Below are 14,022 nucleotides of genomic sequence, written 5' to 3'. Positions count from 1 at the left end.
CGCCTCCGCGCACGGGGGCGCGTCGGGATCCGGCGGGCCGGACCGATCCGCGCCGTGCGCTTCCACTGCCCAAGGGCGCCGCACCGTGGGCCTGTTGTCCGCCGTAGCCCCGGTGGGATCGTGCCCGTGATCAGGCCGTGCCGCCGGAGAAGGAGTCACGCGTGTTCGACAACCTCAAGAACCTCAAGGACAAGGCCGAGGAACTCGCCGAGGCCCACGGCGACACGATCTCCGACGGACTGGAGATGGCCGGCGACGTCGACGACAAGACGGACGGCAAATACACCGACAAGATCGAGACCGGTGTGGACAAGGCGCAGGAGTACGTCGAGAAACTGGGCGAGAAGGAGGCCTGACCCCGCGCGGCGAACGCAGGTCCCAGGCCCCGGGGGCGCCCCTTCCCGGCGGGTTCTCTCAGAAGGGTTCCGGGAGAGGCACCCGGCCCGACCTGCTGCGCACCTGTTCGATGAGCGCGGCGTACGCGGCGATCATGCGGGTGCGGCTGAACCGTTCGCGGCTGAGGGCCAGGGCCGGTGCGAACTCGGCGCCACGTGCCACCGCCTCGGACCAGGCCAGGGCGATCGTGTCGGGATCGGGCGGGGTCAGGAAGCCGTGCCCGGTCACGATCGAGGCGCTGTCGCCGACATCGGTGGCGACCGGAACGGCCCCGCACATCATGCCCTCGATCAGGCACAGCGGCGCCGCCTCGCCGCTGGAGGAGGTCAGCGACACCACGTCGGCAGCCGCGTAGACGGTCTCCATGTCGTGCCGTACGCCGAGCAGGGAGAGGCGTTCGGCGAGCGGGGCGTCCTCGCCGAACGCGGAGGCGATGTCCTCACGCAGGCAGCCGTTGGCCCGCGTCATGCCCGCTCCGCACATCAGGACGTGGCCGTCGGGCTGTCGGCGCAGCCAGGCCCGGGCCGCCCGGAGGAACAGCGGAACGTTCTTCATCGTGGCGTAGCGTGCCGCGAAGACGATCACGGGCGCACGCTCCGGGATGCCCAGGGACGTTCGCAGCTGAGCGCGTCTGAACGGGTCGGGGCGGAATCGCAGCAGGTCCACGCCGTTCGGGATGACGTGCAGCAGGCCGGCCGGGATCCCGGCCGCGGCATACGCGGCGCGCGTCGACTCGGCGCAACAGATCCCGGCGGCGATCCGGCCGTCGGAGACCGCCGTCCGCAGCTCGTCCAGGGCCGCCCCCTGGTTCTCGGGGTCGGAGCGGTGCAGACAGACCACGACGGGCCGACGGGGCAGACCGGCCTGGTTGAGCAGGCCCAGTGGCTGTTCCTTGAGGGACAGGATGACGTCCGCGGCGGCCACCGCCCGCGCGGTGGCGGCCAGCTCCGGCCCGGTGAAGGTCTCGGGGCCGCCGGGTGCCCCGGGGGTGCGGCCCAGCGAGGTGACCGGCACGCCCGCCGCGGTCAGTGACCGGTAGCAGACGTCGTCCTCCATCCGCTGCCGGGTCGCCTCCCGATACATTTCGCCATTCACGCTCAGCACCGCATGCCGCTGGCCACCCTCGTGGAGCCCCAGCACCACATCACTGTGCACGATCCGGGCCCCGCCCGAGAAGAATCCTTCATAGATCGACAGCACACGCAGTTCGTCCATCACGCGCACCTCTTGGCCCGTCTCGCAGGAAGGGAGGAAACCTTTTCAACCCCTGTGATCTGCGGGTTCTCCGCTATGGACACAGGAGAAACTTGCGAGCCTGTGAACTCGTCGTTTCGAATTCGGACACGATTGGTTACGGCGTACTGTTCGGTTGATCAGCCGAATGAAGAGGCGGAGGTCGTGGGCCCGGCGGCCGTTCTCACACCGGTCGACTGGTAAAAAACAGGCCAGAAATTTCCTGGCCCGGGGATGCGTGACACGTACAATCCGCCGACCCCTCGGCCGGGGCGCCGGGCTGCGGGCGTCCGGCGAGGCTGATCGTCAACGCGGCCGATCCCGGCCACGGCCACTTTCGTGCGGGACTTCTCCGTGGCGAAGGAGAAGTCCGTCGGCGCCCCGGCCGGGCCTTCTCCGGCCGGGCGGCGACCACGTCGGCGGTGTCACCCGCACGGTCCGGAGCGCCGTTGTGCGCAGCGGTGACGTCATCGCCCTCTACGCGGGGCCGGACGGTGCGGCCGGGGCGACGGAGAGCCCATCCGCGGCCCGGGTGTTCGGCAGCGCCCACACCCACGACCGCCCGGTCCGCGATCCGGCCGTCGGCGCCGAGGCCGCCGTGGTCTTTTCCCGAGTTCGACCTCTCGCCCGAGACCCGCCGTCCCGTGGCCATCGAGCAGAACTACACGGTGGAGCGCGGCGACCGGCTACTTCCTGCGCCGCGACGGCATGCAGTGGTTCTGGGACCAGGACGAGACCGACGAGGCCGAGCGCACCCAGATCACCGCGTCCCCGCTGCGCGCCGTCACCGAGCAGCTCAGCGGCCTGCCCCCGGCCCTGGTCATCACCGGCGAGGCCGACACCCACGCCGCCCGTGCGGCCACCCGACGTCAAGGTCGTCACCCACGACCTGTTCGTGGACCGCTCAGGCGGTCGGCGTCCCGCGGGCCGCTCTCACAACCGCCTGACCCGTCCGGGGGTCAGGAATCCCGGCCGTCCTTGGCGACGAACAGGCGCGAGAGCAGGCCTTCAAGGGTGGACCGCTCGGCGTCGGTGAGTGAGTCGAGGGCCTGGTGGGTGCCGTGCATGCCGTCACGGATGCTCGACACGGCCGCCGCCCCCTCCTCCGAGAGGACGACGTTCTTGACCCGCCGGTCGGTGGGGCTGGGCTCGCGGTAGACGAGGCCGCGGGCCTCCAGCCGGTCGATGATCCCGGTCATGTTCGAGGCGTCGCAGCGCAGTGTGCCCGCCAGGGCCCGCATCGGAGCCGGGCCCTGGCGCAGCACGTTGAGCGCCTTGGCCTGGCTGTAGGTGAGGCCGTGCGCGGCGGCGGCGCTGGTGAGATCCGCGTAGAGGCTGACCATCGACGCCCAGAGGGTGTCGAGAAGCATGACGTTGGAGACGGCGAGGGGTCCGGCGTCGGACGCCTCGGTGGAGCGGCTCGTTCCAGATGTCGCGGACATGGACCCAGCGTAACCCGAAACTTGACTACCTCAATCTTCGATGCTTACCTCTATCGAGTTACTTGAGGACCTCAAACTTCCAGGCTCTACAGCTTTGCGGACTTCAAGTTTCGCGGCATCACCCTCCGTGACTGCTCGACGCCCTGACCAACCCGACGCCCTGACCAAACGGAAGAACACCGTGACACCCACAGATCGCGTGGCGCCCGGGCGCCCCATCGGCGACCTCTCACTCGTCCTGGTCCTCGGCCTCGCGGCCATGATCGTCTCGATGATGCAGACCCTCGTCGTACCGATCCTGAGCATCATCCAGAGCGACCTCGGTACCACCACCGCCAACGTCAGCTGGGTCACCACCGCGACCCTGCTGTCCGCCGCGGTCTTCACCCCGCTGCTCGGCCGGTTCGGCGACATGCACGGCAAGAAGCCCACGCTGATCGGGGTTCTGCTGCTGATGATCGCCGGTTCGGTGCTGGCGGCGACCACCACCTCGCTGCTGTGGCTGATCGTCGGCCGGGTGCTCCAGGGCGCGGCCACCGCGATCTTCCCGCTCGCCCTCTCGGTCCTGCGCGAGGAGATACCCCCGGCGAAGCTGCACGGCGCGATGGCGCTGGTGAGCGGCACGCTCGCGGTCGGCAGCGGACTCGCCCTGGTGGCGGCCGGACTGCTCACACGGGGCTCGGACCCCGACTACCACCGGGTGTTCTGGCTCGCCGTGGCGCTCGCGGCCCTCGCCCTGGTCGGCGTCGTCCTGCGCGTCCCCTCCTCGCGCTCGACGGCCGGCGGCCGTACCGACTGGCTCGGCGCGGGAACGCTCGCCGCGCTGCTCGTCCTGCTCCTGCTGCCGATCTCGCAGGGACACGAGTGGGGCTGGTCCTCCGCCCGCACCGTCGGCCTGTTCGTCGCCGCGGTCGTCATGGCGGGTGTCTGGGTCCTGGTCGAGCGCAAGGTCCGCGCGCCGATGGTGGACATGGGGATGTTCGCCCACCGCCCGGTGCTCTTCACGAACCTCGCCGGCCTCTTCCTCGGCTTCGCGATGTTCTCCCAGTTCATCGGTGTCGCGTACCTGGCGCAGATGCCGAAGGAGCTCACCGGCTACGGATTCGGCGCCTCGGTGCTGCGCGCCTCCGTCGAGTACCTGCTGCCGACCACGCTGATCTCGCTGCTCGCCGCACAGTTCGGCGGGATTCTCGTCGGGCGGATCGGGGCGCGGTTCACCCTCGCCGTGGGCGCCGTGTTCGGTGTCGCCGGCTTCGCGTGGCTGACCCTGGCGCACGACACCTCCGCGTCGATCATCCTGGCGGGCCTGCTGATCGGTGTCGCGATCAGCTTCGGCTACGCGGCCATGCCCGCGCTCATCGTGGCGAGCGTGCCGCACCACCAGACCGGCATCGCCAACGGACTCAACTCCATCTCCCGTTCCGTCGGCAGCGCGATCGCCAGTGCCGTGATCACCTCGCTGCTGGCGTCCAAGACCATCCAGCACCTGCCGGCCGGCGCGCCCGCGCTGCCCGCCGAGAGCCAGTTCACGCTGAGCTTCGCGATCGCCGGAGTTGCGTTCGTGCTGATCGTGGCCGTGGCGCTGGTCGGTCTGACCAGGGGGGCGGCCCAGGAGTACACGGTCGAGACGAAGGCCTCCGCCACCGACGACGATGCCGTCACCGAGGACGCCGCGGCGGACGAGGCTGTCGTGGAGACGGCAGGCGTCACGTCCTGATCCGGACACGGTCAACGGCTCGCCCCGTCCATCGGGGCGAGCCGTTTTCGTGTCCGCTCCCAGCCCCTACCTGCCCCCTTCGCGCCTCCCGCCTTGCTCTTGGGAACCGATCGGTTTACTCTTCCGATGAAGGGAAACCGATCGGTTTCCCGTGGTTTCGGGAGTTCTCATGACATCCATCGAAGGTTCGGTCGTCCTGGTCACCGGCGGCAGCCGCGGCATCGGCCGTGCGCTCGTGCAGGCCCTCTACGAGCGCGGCGCGTCGAAGGTGTACGCCACCGCACGCGACCCGCGGACCGTCACGCACCCCGACGCGGTGCCGCTGGCGCTGGAAGTGAGCGACCCCGCGTCCGTCGCCGCGGCCGCCGAGCGCGCGCAGGACGTCACCGTCCTGATCAACAACGCCGGCGCGTCCGTGAACGCGAACTTCCTGGACTCGCCCGTCGAGGACGTCCGCCGTGAGTTCGAGACGAACTTCTTCGGCCCTCTCCTCGTCACGCGCGCCTTCGTGCCGATCATCGAGCGCAACGGCGGCGGCCACATCCTCAACGTCCACTCGGTGCTGTCGTGGGTGGGGCTCCTGGGCTCCTACAGCGCCTCCAAGGCGGCCTTCTGGTCGCAGACCAACTCCCTGCGACTCGACCTGAAGCCGCGCGGCATCGACGTCACGGGACTCCATGTCGGTTACGTCGACACCGACATGGCCGCGAAGGTGGACGCGCCGAAGTCCTCGCCCGAGAGCGTCGCGGCACAGGCCCTCGACGGCATCGAGTCCGGCGCCTTCGAGGTGCTGGCGGACGACCTCACCCGGCAGGTCAAGGCCCAGCTGGCCGAGGACCTGGGCGTGATGTACCCGCAACTGGTCGCGTAAGACAGACGGGAACACGGGGACGCCGGGAGACGGGGACGCGGTGAGGCCGGTCCCGTCCCGCCACCCGGCGGTCAGACCGGCAGCAGGCGGCCGATCAGCCCGCTGAGCTGCCCTACGTTGCGGCACTCGTGCATCTCGACGAGCCCGGCGTACTCGGGCGCCGCCGAGTCGCCCGTACCCCACTGGGAGAGCGGCTCGGGGTTCAACCAGTAGACGCGGCGGGCCCGTTCGGAGAACCGTCGGACGGCCGGCAGATTCGGGTCGCCCATGTTCGTACGGGCGTCGCCGAGGACGAACACGGTCGTGCGCGGCCCCACCGCCTCGACGTACCGCTCGGCGAACTCGCCGAACGCGACGCCGTAGTCGCTGCTGCCGTGCCAGCCCGTCAGCGTCGCCTCGGAGCGGATCCGGGCACCCAGCCCCTCCGGATCGGCCGCGCCGTGCACGAGCAGGCCGGTCACCTCGTCGATCCGGTTGACGAAGGCGAACACCCGCACCTTGCTGAACTGGTCGTGCAGCGCCTGCACCAACAGCATCGTGAAGTCCGAGAAGCCCGCCACCGAGCCCGACACATCACACAGCAGCACCAGTTCGGGCCGGACGGGGCGGCGCCTGCGCAGCACCGGCCGCATCGGCACCCCGCCCGTGGACAGCGAACCGCGCAGGGTCCGCCGCAGGTCGATGGTGCCGCGCGCGGCCCGGCGACGGCGTGCGGCGAGCCGGGTGGCCAGCTTGCGCGCCAGCGGCTGCACCGTCCTGCGCAGCTCGGCGAGCCGGTCCCGCCCCGCGAACAGGAAGTCGACCCGGTCGGCGGTCGGGGCCACCGCCCGCCGCGCCAACTCGTCCCGGCCGCGCCGCTCGGCGACCCGGCGTCGCGCCTCCGTGGCGACCAGCGCGCGGAACATCTCGATACGCCGCCGGATCTCGTCCTCCAGCAGCCGGTCGGTGAACCCCGCCGCGCCGTCCTGCCGCGCCCGGACGCTGTCACGGACGCGCGCCATCAGCGTCTGCGGGCGGAGCCGGTCGAGCGTCTGGTACGACGACCAGCCGTCCGACCCCGGCGAGGAACCTCCCCCAAGGTCTCGACTTCGCTCGACCAGGGGGGACCCCCATCCCCCGAAGCCGTCCACCGCCTCGATCGCCAGCCGCTCCAGCGTCTCCCGGTCGCCGGCGGCGAGCGCGGCCGCGAGCCGGTCGCGCAGCTCCTCCCGGTCGGCGGCGGGAGCGTCGCTCTCCTGCCCTTCGGGCATCGGTGCCCCGACGAGACGCGGGAAGTACAGGTCGAAGACGGGGTCGAACACCCGGCGCTGCCCCGTGCCGTGCAACAGCGTGGCGGCGAGGCCCTCACGCAGCAGTTCCCGGTCGGCCAGGCCGAGCGCCGCCATCGCCTGCGCGGCGTCCACGGTCTCGCCGGTGCCGATCCGCACGCCGTGTGCGCGCAACGCGCCGACCAGCCCAGTCAGCCGCTCGGCGACGCCCGTCGGCGCGTTCACGTGGCGTCCAGGTCGAGCTTGGCGGCCGCCTTGAGGATGTCGTCCTGGTGCTTGAGGAGCACGCCGAGGCTGTCACGTACGACGGTCTCGTCGAGGGTGTCGGCCCCGAGCGCGAGCAGGGTGCGCGCCCAGTCGATCGTCTCGGCGACCGAGGGGACCTTGCGCAGGTCCATCTCGCGCAGTGCGCCGACCACCCGCACCACCGACTCCGTCAGCGTCGCGTCCAGACCCGGCACCTTCAGCCGTACGATGCGACGCTCCAACTCCTCGTCCGGGAAGCCGATGTGGAGGAAGAGGCAGCGGCGGCGCAGCGCCTCCGACAGCTCACGGCTCGCGTTCGAGGTGAGAACCACGAAGGGCCGGCTGGTCGCGGCGATCGTGCCGAGCTCGGGGACGGTGACCTGGAAGTCGCTGAGCACCTCCAGCAACAGCCCCTCCACCTCGACGTCGGCCTTGTCGGTCTCGTCGATCAGCAGCACCTTGGGATCGTCGCCGCGGATGGCGGTCAACAGGGGGCGTGCCAGCAGGAACTCCTCGCTGAAGATGTCCGTGCGCGCCTCGTCCCACGTCTCGTCGCGGCCCGCGCTGATGCGCAGCAGCTGCTTGGCGTGGTTCCACTCGTACAGCGCCCGGGACTCGTCGACGCCCTCGTAGCACTGGAGCCGGACCAGTCGCGCCCCGGCCACCTGGGCGACGGCCTTGGCGAGTTCGGTCTTGCCGACGCCGGCGGGGCCCTCCACCAGCAGCGGCTTGCCCAGACGGTCGGCCAGGAAGACCGTGGTCGCGACCGCGGGCGAGGGCAGATAGCCGGTCTCGGCGAGACGCGCCGAGACATCGTCGACGGATGTGAACAGCAACGGGGCCTCCAGCGCGGCACGGCGGGGTGGGACACACTGTCCGATCGCCACTATCCAAGCGCTTGTTCAGTCGATGTGTCACGTGTGATTGCGCCCACGCGACCCGGGGAGACCGATCGGTTTCCCAATCTCGTCCCGCGCTGTAACCTGCCCTTATGGCCACTACAGACAAGGCGTCCACCAGGGACCGGCTGCTGGACGCGGCGGCCGACCTGATCTACCGCGAGGGCGTATCCGTCGGCATCGAGGCGCTGTGCCGGTCGGCCGGTGTCTCGAAGCGGTCGATGTACCAGCTCTTCGAGAGCAAGGACGACGTCCTGGCGGCCAGCCTGGAACGGCGGATTCCGCGGTACGAGAAGCAGCTCGCGCCGGATCCGGAGGATGCCGGGACGCCGCGCGAGCGCATCCTGGGCATCTTCGAGCGGATGGAGGCGGCCTCGGTGCGGCCCGAGTACCGCGGCTGCCCGTTCCTCGCCGCGCTCGTCGAACTCAAGGACCCCGGGCACCCGGCGTCGGTGGTCGCGGGCGGTGCGAAGGGGCGTATGAAAGAGGTGTTCCGTGCGCAGGCCGAGCTGGGTGGTGCGCGTGATCCCGAGCTTCTCGCCCGGCAGCTGATGCTGGTCTTCGACGGCGCGAGCGCCCGGGCGGGTGCCGGGATCGAGACGCTGGAAGGGCTGACCACGACGACGGTGGCGGCGCTGCTGGATGCGGGCGGGGTGAAGTAGGCGGGCCCGCCGGTACCTCGCCGAGCCCCAGGTGATGCGCCACCTCGGGTGTGGTCGCCGGACAGGGGCGGTCCGGCGTCGTCGTCGCCAGCAGTACGAAGTCGGCGCCGTGCCCCGCGGAGTCCAGGGCGGCCCGTCCGGCGGCCACCGCGAGATCACCGGTGCTGGTGCCCGGCTCCACGATCCGGCGCCGTGCGATGCCGGTTCGGGAACGGATCCAGGCGTCCGAGGTGTCCAGCCGGGCAGCCAGGTCGTCATTGCTGACGACACGCTCCGGCAGGCACGTGCCGATCCCCCCGACCACAGCAGCTGACATCACAACCACCTCTCCCCGCGTCGGCTGCCGGTCAGCAGCATGGTGCTCACCTAACCCGTTGTGGATCACCAGGGACAAGTGCGCTCAGGGGGCGTGCACTTCGGTAAAGAAGCACTCCGCCGTCGCACCGCGCATCCGATGGACGAAGCGCGGAATGCCTTGCTCCGGGCGCCCGCCGAACACCACGCCCGCCCACCGGAGGAGGTGTTTGGCGTGGGTGCGCGGTGACCGCCGGGCGATGTCAGTGCCCCCGTCCATACTCGGTCCCGCGGGGTCACTCGGGCTGCGCACCGACGGAGGGGGCCGACATGGCTGAAGTACTGCTGTTCCACCACACGCTCGGACTGACGCCCGGCGTGCACGCTTTCGCCGAGTCGCTCAGGGGAGCCGGACACGCCGTCCACGTGCCGGATCTGTACGAAGGGCGGGTCTTCGAGAACCTGGAAGAGGGCGCCGCGCACGCCCAGGGCATCGGGTTCGGCACCCTCGTCGAGCGCGGCCGGGCCGCCGCGGCCGAGCTGCCCGCCGAGCTGGTGTACGCCGGTTTCTCGCTGGGCGTCCTGCCGGCGCAGTACCTCGCCCAGACCCGGACCGGCGCGAAGGGCGCGCTGCTGTTCCACTCCTGCGTCCCGGCCTCGGAGTTCGGCGGCGACTGGCCGCAGGAGGTCCCGGTCCAGATCCACGGCATGGAGGCGGACGAGTACTTCGTCGACGAGGGCGACCTCGACGCGGCCCGCGCCCTCGTCGAATCGGCCCCCCACGCCGCCGAACTGTTCCTCTACCCCGGCAAGCAGCACCTGTTCGCCGACAACAGCCTGCCGTCGTACGACGAGCACGCCGCCACCCTGCTCACCCGGCGCGTGCTCGTCCTCCTCGACGGCATCGAGTAGGGCCCGCGCACGGCAGCGGCGCAGTACGGTCCGCACCGGTGGTCGGCGACGAGTGGTCGTTCGTCGAGACCCTGCGTACCTCGTCTTCGTCACCGGCGCCTGGGCGCGTCGCAGGGTCCTCGACGAGCCGCTGTCGTACCACCCGTTCGGCGTCCCCCGGACCGCCTATCCGCGTGCGGACGCGGCGGTCCTCGGCATCGACCTGTCCGCGCGTCCGTCGTTCGCGGAGGCGATGTCGGCGCGCGCCGACCGCATGGCGCTGATACGCGGTCTGGTCGACGGTCTCACCGACTCCGAGCTCGAACGGCCCTGCACACAGACGCCCGCGCCCGGCTACCCCGAGGAGACGCGCACGGTCGGCAGCCGCCTGGAGGTGGTGATGGGCGAGGAGTGCGAACACCTCCGCTTCGCGGTGCGTGACCCGGCGACGCTGGAGGCGGCGGGTTAGGGCCTGTCCGGCGGACCAAGTCGCAGGAAACGGGCGGTGCCTCATCGACGCAGATGGGCGCGCCAAGCCCCGCGTCTGCGGCGTGATCCGCCGGACAGGCCCTGGACGCCGGCCCTGACCGGCTCGCGGGCGGGGCGGGACCGGCTCACGCGTCCAGCCCACCCCGATTGACGAGCTGGCGCACGATCACGTTGCGCTGGATCTCGTTGGTGCCCTCGCCGACGATCATCAGCGGTGCGTCCCGGAAGTAGCGCTCCACGTCGAACTCGGTCGAGTAGCCGTAACCCCCGTGGATGCGCACGGCGTTGAGGGCGATCTGCATGGCGGTCTCGGAGGCGAACAGCTTGGCCATGCCCGCCTCCATGCCCACGCGCCGGCCGGCGTCGGCCTCGCGCGCGGCGTGCAGGGTGAGGTGGCGCGCGGCGGAGAGGGACGTGGCCATGTCCGCGAGATAGTTGCCGATCGACTGGTGCTGCCAGATGGGCTTGCCGAAGGACTCCCGTTCCTGTGCGTACGCGAGCGAGTCCTCCAGGGCCGCCCGGCCGACACCGAGGGCTCGGGCGGCGACCTGGAGCCGCCCGGTCTCCAGCCCCTTCATCATCTGGGCGAACCCCTCGCCCTCGACTCCGCCCAGGACGGCGTCGGCCGGCACGCGGTGGTCCTCGAAGGACAGCTCGCAGCTCTCGACGCCCTTGTAGCCGAGCTTCGGCAGGTCGCGGGAGACGGTGAGCCCGGGGCCGTGCTCGACGAGGAGGACGGACATGCCCCGGTGGGCGGGGGTGGCGTCCGGATCGGTCTTGCACAGCAGGGCGATCAGCCCGGACCGCCGCGAGTTGGTGATCCACGTCTTCGAGCCGTTGACCACATAGCCGTCCGCTGTCCTGCGGGCGAGAGTCCGCATCGCCTGGAGGTCGGACCCGCCGCCGGGTTCGGTCAGAGCCATCGTCGCCCGGACCTCGCCGGTGGCCAGCCGCGGCAGCCAGCGCCGCTTCTGCTCCTCGGTGCCGAAGTGCAGCAGCAGCTTGGCCACCACGGTGTGGCCGCCCATCGCGCCCGCCAGGCTCATCCAGCCGCGCGCGAGCTCCTCCGTGACGAGCACATAGCAGGAGGTGGAGACCGGTGTGCCGCCGTACTCCTCGGGGACGGCGAGTCCGAAGATCCCGAGCTTCTTCATCCGCTCGATCAGGGCTTCGGGGTAGGTGTCGGTGTGCTCGAGTTCCCGGACGACCGGCTTGACGTCCTTGTCGACGAATTCGTGCACGGTGCCGACGACGAGCCGCTCGTCCTCGGACAGGACGTCGAGAGTGCTCATGCTGTGCCGCTCCTTGGGAGACGGGCGGGGAGGGGAGGAGAGGAAGCCGCCGGCCCGGGGATTCAGACGACGCCATCGGCCCGGAGGGCGTCGATGTCGGCCGCGCTGTGTCCCAGCGCGGCCAGGATCGCGTCGGTGTGCTCGCCGACGGCGGGAACGGCGTCCATACGGGGAGTGACCCCGGTCAGATCGACGGGCGGCAGCAGCGCGGGCACCGGCCCCGCGCCCCCGGGCAGTCGTACGTCCTGCCAGCGGTCGCGCTCCTCGAGTACGGGGTGGGTGAGGAACTCCTCGACCGTGTTCACACCGGAGTTGGCGATGGCCGCCGCGTCCAGCAGCTTCATCGCCTCCTGACTGTCCAGTGCGCGGAACCGCTCGGCCACGATCGCGTTCAGCTCCTCCCGGTGGGACACGCGGTCCGAGCCGGTGGCGAAACGCGGGTCGTCGACGAGGTCCGGGCGCCCCAGGAACCGCTCGCACAGCGCGGCCCATTCGCGCTCGTTCTGGATCGAGAAGAGCACGTCCTTGCCGTCGGCCGCGGGGTAGGCGCCGTACGGGGCGATGGTGGCGTGCTGGGTGCCGAGCCGTGGCGGCTGGGTGCCGCCGTGGCGCGTGTAGTACGCCGGCTGTCCCATCCACTCCGCCAGCGCCTCGAACAGCGAGACCTCCACCGCGCGGGCGACTCCCGTGGTGGCGCGCGTGAACAGGGCGGTGAGGACGCCCGAGTAGGCGTACATCCCGGCCGCGATGTCGGCGATCGACACCCCGGCCCGGGCGGACCCGTGCTCGTTCCCGGTCAGGGAGACCAGCCCGGTCTGGCACTGCACGAGCAGGTCGTACGCCTTGCGATCGGCCCAGGGCCCGCTGGTCCCGTATCCGGAGATGGTGCACGGGATCAGAGACGGGTACCGCTCCCGCAACGCCGGGGCGTCCAGCCCGAGCCGGGTGGCCGCGCCCGGCGCCAGGTTCTGTACGAAGACGTCGGCACCGGCGAGCAGTCGCTCCAGGACGTCCCGGCCCCGGGCCGACTTCAGGTCCAGGGTCAGGGACTCCTTGGAGCGGTTGAGCCATACGAAGTAGCTGGACTCGCCGTGCACGGTGGTGTCGTAGCGACGGGCGAAGTCGCCGCCTCCCGGGCGTTCCACCTTGATCACCCGGGCGCCGAGATCGGCCAGCTGACGGGTGGCATAGGGTGCCGCCACCGCCTGCTCGACACTGACGACGGTGATGCCGGAGAGCGGAAGCGCTTCGGAGAGCTCGGTCATGGGGCGACCTCCAGAGGCTGGCCGGGAGACCGCGGCGACGCGGCCGTGATGCCATCATGGTCGCTCATGGAGGCCTCGGTGAAATAGCAAGACCTGATGGCTCCATACCGGATGCGGATACGGACGCGGATACGGATGTGGGCGCCGCCGAAGCTGCGAACGCGGGCGGCGGCACGGATGCGCGGGAGGCAGCGGTGGACGTGAAGCAGCTCAAGGCGCTCGTGACCGTCGCCGAGGTCGGCAGCGTCACGCGGGCGACCAACTCCATGCGCGTACAGAAGCGGCTCGTCCTCGCGGGTCACGGCTGGACGGTCCTGCCGGGCGTGGGCATCGCCGAGGACGTCTCCGTGGGCACCCTGAGCGCCGCGCCGCTGAGCGAGCCGGACGTGTGGCGCTCGATCGTCCTCGGGATGCCGAGGACGGGGCGTACCCCAACGGCCGTCGAGGTCGTCGCCCGCGAGCTGAACCGCCAGGTCCGCACGGCCGTACACGAGGGCAGATGGCCCGCCGCACAGTTGCACGCACAGGGCGTGGCGACCGAGGGGGAGTGAGGTGCGAGGGGGGGCGGGGGAGCCGGGAGAGCCGACAGGGCCGACAGGGCCGACAAGGCTGACAAGGCCGAGCGAGCCGGGGAAACCGACCGGGCGGACCGGGCTCTCATACCGCCGGGCTATAGAGGCATCAGAACCTTCTATTGTCCAACTTCGTTCATCAGCCAACATGATGGAGGAATGCAGCGCACCCCAGGCCCGCTCGGGTCCTACGTGGAGTCGTGGGCCCCCGAGGCGGTGACCGACGCGGACGACCTGACCGCCGCCCCGGTCGCCGCGCTGTCGGCCCTCCTGGACGAGCCCGCACCCGTCGCCACCACAGGCGACACCCTGCCGCCCCTGTGGCACTGGCTCTACTTCCTGCGCCGGCCGGCCCAGCGGGACCTAGGCCCTGTCGTCAAATTCCCGTCCGCCCTGCGACGCCATGCACGCACTCTCACCGCACCAGGCACAGACCCAAGTACGTCCAGTACGAGGGCCTGTGCCCGGCACGCCGAGAGCACGCA

Annotated in this window: 13 protein-coding genes and 3 pseudogenes; 9 read left to right on the top strand and 7 right to left on the bottom strand. The window is 71.0% G+C overall.

All coding sequences use genetic code 11. From position 1 onward, the window contains the following. The first annotated feature begins 161 nt into the window (after nucleotides 1-161). Nucleotides 162-356: an antitoxin gene (locus tag ABZ656_RS01900; protein WP_360263532.1), complete on the top strand. Its 195-nt coding sequence runs from the start codon at nucleotides 162-164 to the stop codon at nucleotides 354-356. Nucleotides 357-414: 58 nt separating this feature from the next. On the opposite strand, the gene ABZ656_RS01895 is transcribed toward ABZ656_RS01900, so the two are convergent. Then, nucleotides 415-1,596, bottom strand: a complete 1,182-nt coding sequence (locus ABZ656_RS01895; protein ID WP_101403911.1) for a glycosyltransferase — start codon at nucleotides 1,594-1,596, stop codon at nucleotides 415-417. 565 nt (nucleotides 1,597-2,161) lie between these two features. On the opposite strand from ABZ656_RS01895, the pseudogene ABZ656_RS01890 reads away from it, so the two are divergent. Beyond that, nucleotides 2,162-2,469, top strand: a pseudogene (locus tag ABZ656_RS01890) (alpha/beta hydrolase fold domain-containing protein); the annotation flags it as partial. Between the two features lie 119 nt (nucleotides 2,470-2,588). On the opposite strand, the gene ABZ656_RS01885 reads toward ABZ656_RS01890, so the two are convergent. Beyond that, nucleotides 2,589-3,071, bottom strand: a complete 483-nt coding sequence (locus tag ABZ656_RS01885) for a MarR family transcriptional regulator (protein ID WP_360263529.1) — start codon at nucleotides 3,069-3,071, stop codon at nucleotides 2,589-2,591. A gap of 181 nt (nucleotides 3,072-3,252) precedes the next feature. Here ABZ656_RS01885 and ABZ656_RS01880 point away from each other — a divergent pair, with 181 nt between their 5' ends. Then, entirely contained in the window at nucleotides 3,253-4,788 is a 1,536-nt protein-coding gene (locus ABZ656_RS01880) for an MFS transporter (RefSeq protein WP_360263526.1), read from the top strand. Nucleotides 4,789-4,957: 169 nt separating this feature from the next. Next, complete coding sequence (locus ABZ656_RS01875) at nucleotides 4,958-5,659, top strand: SDR family oxidoreductase (RefSeq protein ID WP_075033207.1); 702 nt, start codon at nucleotides 4,958-4,960, stop codon at nucleotides 5,657-5,659. Between the two features lie 71 nt (nucleotides 5,660-5,730). On the opposite strand, the gene ABZ656_RS01870 is transcribed toward ABZ656_RS01875, so the two are convergent. Together ABZ656_RS01870 and ABZ656_RS01865 are read right to left on the bottom strand one after the other, a co-directional pair. After that, nucleotides 5,731-7,152 carry a VWA domain-containing protein gene (locus ABZ656_RS01870; protein ID WP_101401964.1) on the bottom strand — a complete coding sequence of 474 codons (1,422 nt, stop codon included), beginning with the start codon at nucleotides 7,150-7,152 and terminating at the stop codon, nucleotides 5,731-5,733. Then, complete coding sequence (locus tag ABZ656_RS01865; protein ID WP_360263716.1) at nucleotides 7,149-8,006, bottom strand: MoxR family ATPase; 858 nt, start codon at nucleotides 8,004-8,006, stop codon at nucleotides 7,149-7,151. Before ABZ656_RS01865 ends, ABZ656_RS01870 begins: the two co-directional genes overlap by 4 nt. A 158-nt stretch (nucleotides 8,007-8,164) precedes the next feature. Here ABZ656_RS01865 and ABZ656_RS01860 point away from each other — a divergent pair, with 158 nt between their 5' ends. Continuing rightward, the gene (locus ABZ656_RS01860; RefSeq protein WP_101401965.1) at nucleotides 8,165-8,734 is read left to right on the top strand and encodes a TetR/AcrR family transcriptional regulator; all 570 of its coding nucleotides are present in this window, start codon (nucleotides 8,165-8,167) and stop codon (nucleotides 8,732-8,734) included. A 7-nt stretch (nucleotides 8,735-8,741) separates the two neighbouring features. On the opposite strand, the pseudogene ABZ656_RS01855 reads toward ABZ656_RS01860, so the two are convergent. Next, nucleotides 8,742-9,050, bottom strand: a pseudogene (locus ABZ656_RS01855) (3-oxoacyl-ACP synthase); the annotation flags it as partial. Between the two features lie 308 nt (nucleotides 9,051-9,358). Here ABZ656_RS01855 and ABZ656_RS01850 point away from each other — a divergent pair. Both ABZ656_RS01850 and ABZ656_RS01845 read left to right on the top strand, forming a co-directional pair. Then, nucleotides 9,359-9,940, top strand: a complete 582-nt coding sequence (locus ABZ656_RS01850; RefSeq protein ID WP_101401966.1) for a dienelactone hydrolase family protein — start codon at nucleotides 9,359-9,361, stop codon at nucleotides 9,938-9,940. 52 nt (nucleotides 9,941-9,992) lie between these two features. Then, entirely contained in the window at nucleotides 9,993-10,388 is a 396-nt protein-coding gene (locus ABZ656_RS01845) for a DinB family protein (protein ID WP_360263519.1), read from the top strand. Nucleotides 10,389-10,533: 145 nt separating this feature from the next. On the opposite strand, the gene ABZ656_RS01840 is transcribed toward ABZ656_RS01845, so the two are convergent. Beyond that, nucleotides 10,534-11,700: an acyl-CoA dehydrogenase family protein gene (locus tag ABZ656_RS01840; protein WP_360263516.1), complete on the bottom strand. Its 1,167-nt coding sequence runs from the start codon at nucleotides 11,698-11,700 to the stop codon at nucleotides 10,534-10,536. A gap of 62 nt (nucleotides 11,701-11,762) precedes the next feature. Continuing rightward, nucleotides 11,763-12,965, bottom strand: a complete 1,203-nt coding sequence (locus ABZ656_RS01835; RefSeq protein ID WP_101401969.1) for a CaiB/BaiF CoA-transferase family protein — start codon at nucleotides 12,963-12,965, stop codon at nucleotides 11,763-11,765. 137 nt (nucleotides 12,966-13,102) lie between these two features. Here ABZ656_RS01835 and ABZ656_RS01830 point away from each other — a divergent pair, with 137 nt between their 5' ends. Together ABZ656_RS01830 and ABZ656_RS01825 are read left to right on the top strand one after the other, a co-directional pair. Continuing rightward, nucleotides 13,103-13,516, top strand: coding sequence for a LysR substrate-binding domain-containing protein (locus ABZ656_RS01830; RefSeq protein ID WP_360263512.1), 414 nt, complete (start codon nucleotides 13,103-13,105; stop codon nucleotides 13,514-13,516). A 180-nt stretch (nucleotides 13,517-13,696) separates the two neighbouring features. Continuing rightward, a pseudogene (locus ABZ656_RS01825) lies at nucleotides 13,697-14,022 on the top strand (hypothetical protein); the annotation flags it as partial.

This window comes from Streptomyces sp. NPDC007095 (genome assembly GCF_040634475.1).
Taxonomy (GTDB): Bacteria; Actinomycetota; Actinomycetes; order Streptomycetales; family Streptomycetaceae; genus Streptomyces.
This window is presented reverse-complemented; position numbering and strand designations above follow the sequence as displayed.

Excerpts from the sequence above, each read along its gene's own strand:
- ABZ656_RS01875 (WP_075033207.1), top strand. The coding sequence starts at position 4,958 with ATGACATCCATCGAAGGTTCGGTCGTCCTGGTCACCGGCGGCAGCCGC.
- ABZ656_RS01840 (WP_360263516.1), bottom strand. The coding sequence starts at position 11,700 with ATGAGCACTCTCGACGTCCTGTCCGAGGACGAGCGGCTCGTCGTCGGC.
- ABZ656_RS01835 (WP_101401969.1), bottom strand. The coding sequence starts at position 12,965 with ATGACCGAGCTCTCCGAAGCGCTTCCGCTCTCCGGCATCACCGTCGTC.
- ABZ656_RS01860 (WP_101401965.1), top strand. The coding sequence starts at position 8,165 with ATGGCCACTACAGACAAGGCGTCCACCAGGGACCGGCTGCTGGACGCG.
- ABZ656_RS01885 (WP_360263529.1), bottom strand. The coding sequence starts at position 3,071 with ATGTCCGCGACATCTGGAACGAGCCGCTCCACCGAGGCGTCCGACGCC.
- ABZ656_RS01850 (WP_101401966.1), top strand. The coding sequence starts at position 9,359 with ATGGCTGAAGTACTGCTGTTCCACCACACGCTCGGACTGACGCCCGGC.